This is a genomic window from Bacillus cereus group sp. N11 (assembly GCF_016483605.1).
Taxonomy (GTDB): domain Bacteria; phylum Bacillota; class Bacilli; order Bacillales; family Bacillaceae_G; genus Bacillus_A; species Bacillus_A toyonensis.
This window is the reverse complement of record NZ_JAEHBN010000002.1, coordinates 91,617-103,145: the sequence shown is the minus strand read 5'-3', so window position 1 is coordinate 103,145 and position 11,529 is coordinate 91,617. Positions and strand designations below refer to the sequence as shown.

Genomic DNA, 11,529 nt, shown 5'->3' with positions numbered 1-11,529 from the left:
CAACACTTTTAATAAGGAGGTGCTATTCACAATGGGTAAAGATCGCCAAGAACGAAAACTAAGAGAATCACGCCGCGTTGAATCGGATCGCGACCAATCACTTCAATATCCTGGTGCAACAAGTCTTGATACACCGGAGCAAGCTCGCAAGCAAAATCAGCACTAAACATACAAAAAGACGGTTTCGACATTGTCCGAAACCGTCTTTTTTCATAATTATTTTAATGATTTTTATTTATATTGAAATAATATTTTATATGCTAATCTTCTCATGACATAATTTCACCTTCACCTATTTCCCATAGGAAATTTAAGCTCTCTCTAATAATTCAGCATCACCTCTTCTATATTTTTTCATTTTTGCAACCTCTTTTTCAATTGCAAATTCCGCCGAATAATATTTTTATATACAATTAATCTTATTAAACGTCTGTTTTTTATAGAATACTAATTCCGTTCCCTACTTTATATTACAAAAAAGAATAGAAAACAAAAAACCAACCGTTCGGTTGGTTTTTTATCTCCTACTATAATGCGTTGTATCAATACCACGCTGCATTAACCAATGATACGTTTCGCCCTTTACAACAAGAGGTACAGATTGCAACTCTTCTATCGTCTTCGCACCAAGAGCTGTCATAATAAATTTTAAATCTGTATGTAAAAGATCAATTTCATCCACTAACTTCTCGATACCATCTTGCATTAAAATACGTAAAAAGTATCCAGCAAATGCGGTTGTATTCGCCCCTAATGCGATTGCCTTCGCCACGTCAAGCGCTGTTTGTATGCCCCCAGATGCAATAAAAGAGAGGTTGTTATTTGTAGAGGTTGCTTCAATAATCGAGGTAGTTGTTTGTATGCCCCAGTTATTAAAATAAGAAAGCATTCGCTGTCTTCTTTCATTTTCAACAGCAGCAAAATTTGTACCACCTTGTCCACCAATATCAATTGCCGTTACACCTATACTCACTAACTGTTGCACTGTTTCCTTACTCATCCCAAATCCAACTTCTTTTACAATGACAGGAATTTTACTCTTTAAAACAATTTGTTCAATCCGCTGAAGTACCCCCGTAAAATCACGATCTCCTTCAGGCATCGTTAACTCTTGTATAACGTTTAAATGAATTTGTAGTGCGTTTGCTTCAATCATATCAACGGCACGCTCTGCCTGTTCGACAGTTGCCTCACTACCTAAATTCGCAAAGAAAATCCCATTTGGATTTATCTTTCTAACGACCTTATAAGAAGCCGCCTCACGCTCATCTTTTAACGCTGCCATTTGCGAACCTACAGCCATAGCGAGATTATGATGTTTCGCTACATATGCTAGTTGCTCATTAATATGTAACGTTTGCTCTCCTCCACCACCAGTCATCGCATTGATAAAAATCGGCGAACTTAGTGAAAGTTCGCCGATTTTTGTTTCACATGTTATAGTATCATAACTTGAATTTGGCAAGCTTTGATGCACAAAATCAATATCATGAAAGCCATGCGTACGAGACTGACCAGTAGAAAGAGCATATTCAATATGATCTAATTTACGTTTTGCCCTTACCACTCGTACCCCTCTTTATTTCTTTAATTTTTTCAGTTGTTCACCAATAATATCACTTAATTGGAAAGTAGCAGAATCAGCATTTGGCTCATATTTGCTATAATCTTCTGTTACATTATTTTCTTCAAGTGCTTCTTTTATACTTAAAGAAATACGTTTTTCCGCTACATGTACTTCAAGTACTTTCACTTTTACTTCTTGTCCCATTTCCAATACTTCATTTGGATTTTTCACGTGACGATTTGCAATTTGAGATACGTGCACAAGCCCTTCAACGCCAGGTAAAATTTCAACGAAAGCACCGAATGTAACTAGACGTTTTACTACTCCCTCACGAATATCACCAGCTTTTATTTCACCAGCAACATTTTCCCAAGGTCCCGGCTGAGCTGCTTTAATTGATAAAGAGATACGTTGCGTATCAGCATCAACAGATAGCACCTTTACCTTTACCTTTTGACCTTGCTCTAGCACTTCAGATGGTTGCTCCACACGTTCGTGTGAAATTTGCGAAATGTGAACTAAACCGTCCACACCACCAACGTTAACGAAAGCACCAAAATCCGTTAATCGTTGTACTGTTCCTTCAACAATATCCCCTTCTTTTAACGAAGAGATTGCTTCTTTTTTCTTAGAATCTAGTTCTAATTCTACTACCGCTTTATGCGAAAGGATTACACGATTTTTTTCGCGGTCTAATTCAACAATTTTTACCGCTAATGTTTTTCCTTTATAGTCAGAAAAGTCTTCTACATAATGTACTTCTACAAGTGAAGCTGGGATAAAACCACGAACGCCTAGGTCCACAACTAATCCACCATTCACGATATCTTTTACAGTAACATCAAATACATGACCAGAAGTAAATTTCTCTTGTAATTCTACCCATGCTTTTTCTGCATCAACAGCACGTTTAGATAAAACAAGATCATCTTCTTCTAATTTAATAATTTTCAATTCTAGTGTTTGATCTAATTCTACAACATCGCTTGCTTTTTCAATATGAACGTTAGCTAATTCACTAATTGGAATTACGCCATCTGTTTTGTATCCAACATTTACAAGCACTTGTTTTTCTTCAACCTTCGTTACAGAACCTGTAACAACGTCACCAACTTGTAATTCTTTTGAATCCATAACTTCTTCATTCATTTTCTCTACCATGGAAATACCTCCCTACAGAATTGACAAAGCATTTTTATGTATATACGAAATGAAAACAAATGTTTTCATTTGCATGTTTAAGAATTTATCATCACATACTCTTTTTCAATAGCATTCATAAGAAAATATATTAATCCTATATAAATAGTATACAGCAAAATCATCTTGAAGAAAGTATGTTTTGAAATATAATAGCGAATATATTCTGACAGTTTTATTCCTCTTTAACTAACTTCTTATAAATCGGCTCATTTGTCAAGGAAAGAGACTCACAATTCACGTATCCTTTACATTTCTATACAAACAAAAAAAGAAAGAGGATAATCCCCTTTCTTTATTTCGCAAATACTCCTGAAACAATACCCATAATTTTTTGGACGACTTCTTCAATTGATAAAGAAGTTGTATCTAATTCCAATGCATCATCAGCCTTTTTTAGAGGAGAAACTTCGCGTTCTGAATCCAATTTATCACGCTGAGCAATTTCTTCTTGTAACTGCTCTAAATTAGAATCGAAACCTTTATTTATATTTTCTAAATGTCTTCTTTCCGCTCTTTCTTCTACAGAAGCAAGCATAAAGATTTTCACTTCAGCATCTGGTAACACATGTGTACCAATATCACGGCCATCCATTACAACGCCGCCTTTTTCCGCTAATTCTTGTTGACGACGAACCATTTCTTCACGAACAAGACGATGCTTTGCCACAATAGATACTCGATTCGTCACATCAGGCGTACGAATAACTTCCGAAACATCTTGTCCATTTAAAAATACAAGTTGTGTATTTTCTCCTTGTTGAAATTCAATATTCACATTTTTTACAACTTCCATTAGCTTTTCTTCATTTTCAATATCCACTTTTTGTTCAAGGGCTGCATATGTAATAGCACGGTACATTGCGCCTGTATCAATATAAACGTAAGAAAGCTTCTTTGCCACAACTTTTGCAACTGTACTTTTTCCAGCAGCCGCTGGACCATCTATAGCAATTGAAATTCGTTTATCCATTGTAACACCTCATTTTTTCACTTATAAAACAAAACGAAAAGCAGGTATTCATCCCTGCTTCTTCTCATTTGCTTCACGTCATTAAATCCTCAATTATTGTAGCATAATCCTTCCTAGAAGAAAACGAAAACTACCTACTCACCTGTAAGATTTCTTCTTTATTTTTCGCGACGACACCTTCATAATAAACAATTTTAGATAGATATTTTATTGATGACTTATGTATAAATAACAATTGCACAATACAAAGACAAATAAATTGAATTATTAATATACGAATGATAATTTTCTCCACCTTCTTCAAGATATCCACTCCTTCCCACCATATACTTACACATTACATTTCATGATTTTATACAACGTACATAGCGCAATTAAATTTATTGTCATATTCCAAGCATGCTTTTATACATTTTCATTGTCGAATTTACTCAAAACATGTTATGTTCTAAATGTATTTTTCAACTTGAAAGGGGTATAAGCATTGAAAAGAATCCTAGTTTTACACACAGGTGGAACAATTGCAATGGAGGAAGATAAAGAAACTGGGGTCGTACAACCAGGAGAAAAAAATCCTCTTTTAAAATTCATTCCTGATTTAGAAGGCGATGTTGATTTAATCGTTGAAGATGTGTTCCATCTACCATCTCCTCATATGACACCAAGCGAGATGTTACAATTACAAGTCATCATTGATGAAAGAGTAAAACAAGACAACATTCATGGCGTAGTCATTACGCATGGTACGGATACATTAGAAGAAACCGCATATTTCCTAGATTTAACAGTCAAAGCAACTATTCCAATCGTAGTAACAGGCGCAATGCGTTCTAGTAATGAATTAGGTGCTGATGGTCTATATAACTTCTTATCAGCTGTAAAAGTAGCTAGCAGTAATGAAGCTGCAGAAAAAGGTGTTCTAGTCGTATTAAACGACGAAATTCATTGCGCTACAAATGTAACGAAAACACATACAAGTAATGTTGCAACATTCCAGAGTCCACAATATGGACCAATTGGAATGGTAACAAAACGTGGTGTTGTCTTCCATCACGCTTTAGTACATCATGAAACGTATACAGTAAATAACATCTCTAAAAACGTAGTTGTTCTAAAAGCATATGCTGGTATGGATGATACATTGTTAGCAGCAATTGAAAACCTTCCAGTTGACGGAATTGTCATTGAAGCGCTTGGACAAGGTAATTTGCCTCCACGTACACTCCCTAGTTTAGAACGATTAATAAGCAAAGGAATTCCAGTCGTATTAGTTTCACGTTGCTTCAATGGTATCGTTCAAGACGTATATTCATATGAAGGTGGCGGCAAACAATTAAAAGATATGGGCGTTATATTCACATACGGCTTAAACGCTCAAAAAGCACGTATTAAATTACTAGTCGCATTAGAGAATACAAAATCACATGAAACAATCCAAAATATGTTTATGCACGAATAAAAAAAGCTGTCGAATTTTTCGACAGCTTCTTTTTATTTTTCTCTCGACGCAATGGTTTGCGCAATCGCATCTCCATGAAATCTACCGTTCTCGATAAATATTTCATTTGCATTATTCCCAGCGGCAATTACACCTGCAATGAAAATATTTTCAGTGTTTGTTTCCATTCTATCCTCTGTATAAATCGGACGCCCAGTTTCTTCATCAATTCGAACGCCCATCTCCGTTAAGAAACTATGATCAGGATGGTAACCCGTCATCGCAAATACAAAATCATTTTGGATTGTAAATGCCCCGTCATCAACGGTATACGTTAATGTATGTTCAGTAATTTCTTTCACATGAGCCCCAAAATGCATTTGAATTGTACCGTTTCGTACTAACGCCTCAAATTCCGGTAAAATCCACGGCTTAATGCTCGGCGAGTACTCACTTCCACGATACAGTACCGTTACACGCGCTCCTGCTTTAACAAGTTCCAACGCAGCGTCTATACTTGAGTTTTTTCCACCTATAACTACTACATCTCGATCAAAATAAGGATGTCCTTCTTTAAAATAGTGAGCTACTTTCTTCAGTTCCTCACCTGGAACATTCATATAATTTGGATTGTCATAATATCCAGTGGCTACAACAATATATTTCGCTATATATATTTCTTTATGTCCGTCACGTTTCGTCGTCTCAACCTTAAAAACTTCTCCATCTTTTTGAACTTTCTCTACTCGTTCGAAAGCATTTATGCGTACAGATTTACGCTTTACTACTTCGCGATAATACGCAAGTGCTTGATTTCGAACTGGCTTACGGTTTTCGGTAATAAAAGCTACTTCACCAATTTCTAATTTTTCACTAGAGGAGAAAAATGTTTGATGAGTTGGATAATTATAAATCGCATTTACAATGTTTCCTTTTTCAATTACTAACGGATTAATTCCTACCTTTTGCAACGAAATTGCTGCTGCTAATCCGCACGGACCGCCTCCAATTATGATAGCTGTTTCTTTCTGCATACTCGGTTCACTCCTAGTCTTCTACCTCTGCACTATTTATAAAAACAAGAAAAAACCTACTTACAACAGTAGGCACCTATCTTTATTGTATTCATTTTTCATACGTTTGTCATCTAAACGAAACGTACATCCGATAGACATCTGCTAAAAACTGTTGAAATTTAATACCTTGTTTCCCTAATACATTTTCAGGATCAATCTTTCTAGCTGGATCAAGTGTTTTATGTGATACGATATCTTTTTTCGGATTCAAGCCAAAGTTTTGACATAAATAAGCATGATACCATGTAAAACGCGTATACGCTTCCCAAAAGTTAACATCACCGCCATAACAAAGTTCCACACCAATGGCAGCCTTATTCGCATCATAACCATATAAGTCATTATCCGTCGACACACCATATCGAACATGATACGCAACTTCATTTATAGGAACAATTTCCAATATTGTTTTGTCATCTATAAATGTATGGGCCGAAGCTTTCGGTTGTATTTCATTAAAGTAATCCCGATTTCCTATTGCATTGCTACCAGGATTCCCTGTATCATGACTTACAATAAACCTTACTTTAGAAAGAGGAATTCCCGGTCGTGAACTTCCATATCCAATATAGTTACGCTCTATAGGAAACATCGCCATTACTACCAACTCCCGCTTTAGAAAATTACCTTCCTTCCTTATATATGTATTCGGTAGCAATGTCCTTATCGCATATTTCTTACACGAAGAGAAAATCGAAAATATTTGATGTGAACACCATAAATAACAAAATACTTACAGCGACTCCATAAAAACCGTAAAACCAAACACAATCTTCTTTCGTATCTAAGCCGAAAAATTCATTTACTGATTGTAATAATGTGCCACGCTTACTTTGTTTGTTTCGTAATACTTCCACTCGTTCTACAACATCTGCTGGCATCATAAATCTTTGGTCTACTGTCATTTTCATCATTTATCTCTCCTTAAAATCATTTCCGTTTTGTTTATCTAAGGAGAGTATAGCACGTTTGTTCGTACGGAACAAGCGTTCTTTTATTTTTTTATTTTATTTTTCAACAAGCCAAGTAATAATCGTGAATATAACAGCGATAATCGGCCCTACTACAACCACACCAAATATTAAAAACAATAAGCCTTCTCCGAACATCCGAACGACACTTGTTTTTCGGGCTTTCATCGTTCTTGAGAGTTCTCCCTCTAACCTCTTAACCTTTTCTTCTAATTGTTCTACTCGTTCCATCATTTCATTTTCCATATACAACACCTCACACTAATACTCCAACAAAAAAACGTGATTCCCTCGAAAGGAATCACGTTTTTTCATGATATAATATTATACCCAACCTCTGAAGCGACTTGCTTCAGCCATTTTACGAACACCAACCATATAAGCTGCTAAGCGCATGTTCACTTTACGAACTTGTGCTGTTTCATAAATAGAATCAAATGATCTTACCATTACTTTTTCTAAGCGTTGTTCTACTTCTTCTTCTGTCCAGTAGTAACCTTGGTTATTTTGTACCCACTCAAAGTAAGATACTGTAACTCCACCAGCACTTGCTAATACGTCTGGAACAAGTAAAATTCCGCGATCTGTTAAAATTTTAGTTGCTTCTAAAGTTGTTGGACCATTTGCAGCTTCAACAACAATTTTTGCTTTAATATTATTAGCATTTTCTTCTGTAATTTGATTCTCAATTGCAGCTGGAACTAAAATATCGCAATCAAGTTCTAACAATTCTTTGTTTGAAATTGTATTATTAAATAGTTTTGTTACTGTACCAAAGCTATCACGACGGTCTAATAAATAATCAATATCTAATCCATTTGGATCATGTAATGCACCGTAAGCATCTGAAATTGCAATTACTTTCGCACCTGCATCATGCATAAATTTAGCTAAGAAGCTACCCGCATTACCGAACCCTTGAACAACAACACGCGCACCTTTAATATCAATGTCGCGTTTTTTTGCAGCTTCGCGAATACAAATTGTTACACCTTTCGCTGTTGCTGTTTCACGTCCGTGTGATCCACCTAATACAAGTGGCTTACCTGTAATAAATCCTGGTGAATTAAATTCATCAATACGGCTATACTCATCCATCATCCATGCCATAATTTGAGAGTTTGTAAATACGTCTGGAGCCGGAATATCTTTTGTAGGACCAACGATTTGGCTAATTGCTCGTACATAACCGCGGCTTAGTCTTTCTAATTCACGGAATGACATTTCACGTGGGTCACAGATAATTCCACCTTTACCTCCACCATACGGTAAATCAACAATACCACATTTTAAACTCATCCAGATCGAAAGTGCTTTCACTTCATTTTCTGTTACATTCGGATGGAAGCGAATTCCACCTTTCGTTGGACCAACAGCATCATTATGTTGCGCACGATATCCTGTAAATATTTTAACAGTCCCGTCATCCATACGAACTGGTATTTTCACTGTCATCATACGAATTGGTTCTTTTAATAATTCATATACTTCGTTTGGATAACCCAATTTTTCTAATGCTTCACTAATAACAATTTGTGTCGAATTCAATAGTTCAAAATGTTGTTCCCTTTGTTGTTGTGTTTTTGTTTGAGTTCCCTTTTCGGCTACCATAGTAAGTAAACCCCCTGTAATTTCACTTGTTTAGTAAACCTTCATTGCCTAGTATACACCGTTAAATTTGGAATGCAATAGAAAACGCTAACAAATATATACAACTTATTTCGTATTGCAAGCGTTTTCACTATTATTATAGTCCTTTTATTGCTTTTAGAAAAGTAAAATACTTAAATATTTAAATATTTTTTATCTCACTCGAATACAGCGTCGCGAAACGGTATATTTAATTAAGAAAACGTTTGTTTAAATATTTATAATTGACCCTAGCCTTACTCCTCTTATCCAAATAAAATACAAAACCCCAGCTATGTTATATTAGCTGAGGTTTTGCTTTTTCACAAAGTAATTGTATACTTGTTCAATTGCTTGAGAAGCCATTAATTCTTTACCATACTCCATTACACGGTAAATGGTTGCCGTAGACGGATTACCGTATTCTGCTAAAATAGCTATAAAATCCGCCTTCAATAATTGTATTTGCTCTTCTTCTTCCATCCAAAGATAGAAACGCCCATCCCACGTATATAACTTTCCGCCAGTTACACCAAGGTTATATAAGCGATTCGACAGGTTAATTACGTCGTCTAGTGTAGCAAACTCATAAAGTATGTGCTCGCTCTCATCTAGAGTCACTTGCATTTCAATAAACTCGTCACGGAACTCATCATCTGTATCCACTTCTTGATTTTCCTTCGTTACTATTACAACCATGCCTTGTGCTTGTAGAGAAAATACTTCAACTGCAATCGGACCATCTGCTTCAAATCCTAATTCTTTATTTGCTTCTTGCATCATATCACGAAATAGTTGCTGTACTTTCGGTGCATTTCTCCATAAATCCTCTTTCGTTAATCCTCGTTCAGATAAATCATCAAATGTTAGGAAAATTTTTATCTTATTATAATTTAATCGTTCCAGCCTCATCTCATACCCTCCCTACGTAACCATTGAATCTAATTTTTATTATATGAAATAGAAAATAGATGGTTCTTTCCGAACAACTATTCTAACATTTTTAACCATTCATCCCATTCTTCTTTCGTATCGCCGATTAGGATTGTTTGAATGTTCAACTGATCTCGAGCGCTTATTTCCCCTATAACCCCAACAGAAAGGTTCTCATTTTTTTCTTGCAATAAATCCCCAACATTCATCGCCCTTTTCAGTTCTAGGCCATTTTCAAAAGAGACAAATAAATATTTTGGCTGTATTTGCTCAACCGCTAATAACATGCCATCTCCCTCTAAACTTGTCCTAATATGTATCGCCTCATATCCTTTTAAACGTAAATACATTGAGAAAATAAATCCTTTCAATGTATTATTTTCTAACACAATTACTTTGTGTATGGAAGAAAACGTTGAAGCATTATGATACACCATTCCTAGACGAGTTTGTAAAAATGATACGGCATATTGGAATTGCGTCATTGCAATCTCATTGTTATTTTTTAGTGTCAACAATTTGTTTGTCACTTGAAGAATAATACCGGTGATAACTTTTTCTGTTGAATAAATACTAAAAGCCTCATTTATTAATGCAGAAGTTGTAATTTCATCAAATTCTAACAAAGCTTGTAGTAAATCGTCCACTAAAACAACTTCTTTATCGTAATGTATTTCTTTTTGGGCATTACTCTGCAAACGATTCCCTTCTAATAACTGCACTGCTTGTCCAATCATCATACCGGAAGAAACCTTCTCCATTAACCATTTCAAAATTCGAATATGCTCTTCTGTATATAATCGATGCCCAGCTTGATTCCGCTTTGGGGCAATAATCTGATATCGCCTTTCCCATGCACGAAGCGTACTCGGTTGAACTCCAATAATATTCGAAACAGCTTTTATATTATATTTTCCATTTAGAGTTGGCATCATTTCCCTCCACATAACGTAATAATATGTGTTTGAGCAGGTGCTCGAAAACGAAGTGGAATCAATGTTGTTCCGTATCCATTACTAACAAAGAGAGTCGTATTTGAATGATTATATACGCCACCTTTTAAATATTTTTCAGATGGGAATAATCGAATCTGTCCTCCATGTGTATGTCCACTTAACACAAGTGAAATTTGTTCTTTTCCAGACATTTTTTTTATTATATCAGGGTTGTGACTAATTAAAATACGAAATCCCTCTTCTTTACAATCAGCCAATGCTAAGTCTAAACGATCACGTTCCAATCCAACATCATCTACACCGAGTAAGCAAATTTTCTCTCCTAACTCAGATTCAAATACAACTCTTGTATTATCTAAAACTTTCACATTATTTTCTAATAGCAACGCATCTAATTCATGGTATTCAATCTCATAGTCATTATTTCCCCATACAAAATATACAGGAGCTATCGCTCTTAACTTTTGAATGTTTGCAGAGATTTTTGATAAAGGTACGCCCTTTTCCGCTAAATCACCACCAATAATAACGAGATCTACTTTTCCCTTTATTCGCTCAATTAACGAATCTGAAACGACTCTTCTATGAATATCAGAAATAAAAAACATATTCATCTGTTGAAAACTTTGCGGAAATTCTTTAAATTCTAAAGTATGTTCCAATACCGTATTACGCATCGCTTCTTTATACATTACAAGAAGAAATATTATACCTATACATATGAGAGTACTTAATATTGTAATCCATATCATATTTTTACTTCCCTACTCATAAAGATAATCCTCA

General features: G+C 35.3%; 14 protein-coding genes. 2 read left to right on the top strand and 12 right to left on the bottom strand.

All coding sequences use genetic code 11. The annotated features are described in order from the left end of the window. Positions 1–31: 31 nt before the first annotated feature. Positions 32–166: a YpzI family protein gene (locus JDS98_RS04330; RefSeq protein ID WP_000513901.1), complete on the top strand. Its 135-nt coding sequence runs from the start codon at positions 32–34 to the stop codon at positions 164–166. Between the two features lie 351 nt (positions 167–517). On the opposite strand, the gene JDS98_RS04325 is transcribed toward JDS98_RS04330, so the two are convergent. The 4 genes from JDS98_RS04325 to JDS98_RS04310 form a co-directional block, all read right to left on the bottom strand. Then, on the bottom strand, positions 518–1,567 hold the full coding sequence (locus JDS98_RS04325; RefSeq protein ID WP_000251049.1) for a type 2 isopentenyl-diphosphate Delta-isomerase: 1,050 nt from the start codon (positions 1,565–1,567) through the stop codon (positions 518–520). A 12-nt stretch (positions 1,568–1,579) separates the two neighbouring features. After that, the gene (gene rpsA / locus JDS98_RS04320) at positions 1,580–2,728 is read right to left on the bottom strand and encodes a 30S ribosomal protein S1 (protein ID WP_000229553.1); all 1,149 of its coding nucleotides are present in this window, start codon (positions 2,726–2,728) and stop codon (positions 1,580–1,582) included. 334 nt (positions 2,729–3,062) lie between these two features. Next, positions 3,063–3,740 carry a (d)CMP kinase gene (cmk, locus tag JDS98_RS04315; RefSeq protein WP_000361259.1) on the bottom strand — a complete coding sequence of 226 codons (678 nt, stop codon included), beginning with the start codon at positions 3,738–3,740 and terminating at the stop codon, positions 3,063–3,065. 130 nt (positions 3,741–3,870) lie between these two features. Beyond that, the gene (locus JDS98_RS04310; protein ID WP_000754949.1) at positions 3,871–4,044 is read right to left on the bottom strand and encodes a DUF5359 family protein; all 174 of its coding nucleotides are present in this window, start codon (positions 4,042–4,044) and stop codon (positions 3,871–3,873) included. 180 nt (positions 4,045–4,224) lie between these two features. Between JDS98_RS04310 and ansA the strand changes: the two genes are divergently transcribed. Beyond that, positions 4,225–5,199, top strand: coding sequence for an asparaginase (gene ansA / locus JDS98_RS04305; RefSeq protein WP_000822002.1), 975 nt, complete (start codon positions 4,225–4,227; stop codon positions 5,197–5,199). A gap of 32 nt (positions 5,200–5,231) precedes the next feature. Here the strand turns inward: ansA and JDS98_RS04300 are convergent, their stop codons facing one another. The 8 genes from JDS98_RS04300 to JDS98_RS04265 form a co-directional block, all read right to left on the bottom strand. After that, positions 5,232–6,212 (bottom strand): YpdA family putative bacillithiol disulfide reductase, encoded by a 981-nt coding sequence (locus tag JDS98_RS04300; RefSeq protein WP_001168501.1) that lies wholly within the window; start codon positions 6,210–6,212, stop codon positions 5,232–5,234. Positions 6,213–6,321: 109 nt separating this feature from the next. After that, entirely contained in the window at positions 6,322–6,852 is a 531-nt protein-coding gene (locus JDS98_RS04295) for a peptidoglycan recognition protein family protein (RefSeq protein WP_001240651.1), read from the bottom strand. Positions 6,853–6,931: 79 nt separating this feature from the next. Further along, on the bottom strand, positions 6,932–7,168 hold the full coding sequence (locus JDS98_RS04290) for a DUF3961 domain-containing protein (RefSeq protein WP_015000291.1): 237 nt from the start codon (positions 7,166–7,168) through the stop codon (positions 6,932–6,934). A 93-nt stretch (positions 7,169–7,261) separates the two neighbouring features. After that, on the bottom strand, positions 7,262–7,471 hold the full coding sequence (locus tag JDS98_RS04285; RefSeq protein WP_000426776.1) for a hypothetical protein: 210 nt from the start codon (positions 7,469–7,471) through the stop codon (positions 7,262–7,264). Between the two features lie 78 nt (positions 7,472–7,549). Then, entirely contained in the window at positions 7,550–8,836 is a 1,287-nt protein-coding gene (gene gudB / locus JDS98_RS04280; protein WP_000225171.1) for an NAD-specific glutamate dehydrogenase, read from the bottom strand. 321 nt (positions 8,837–9,157) lie between these two features. Next, positions 9,158–9,766, bottom strand: a complete 609-nt coding sequence (locus JDS98_RS04275; RefSeq protein WP_001235404.1) for a genetic competence negative regulator — start codon at positions 9,764–9,766, stop codon at positions 9,158–9,160. A 77-nt stretch (positions 9,767–9,843) separates the two neighbouring features. Next, positions 9,844–10,719 (bottom strand): MerR family transcriptional regulator, encoded by an 876-nt coding sequence (locus tag JDS98_RS04270; RefSeq protein WP_001142656.1) that lies wholly within the window; start codon positions 10,717–10,719, stop codon positions 9,844–9,846. Next, on the bottom strand, positions 10,719–11,495 hold the full coding sequence (locus JDS98_RS04265; RefSeq protein ID WP_000637912.1) for a metallophosphoesterase: 777 nt from the start codon (positions 11,493–11,495) through the stop codon (positions 10,719–10,721). Before JDS98_RS04265 ends, JDS98_RS04270 begins: the two co-directional genes overlap by 1 nt. Positions 11,496–11,529: the final 34 nt, after the last annotated feature.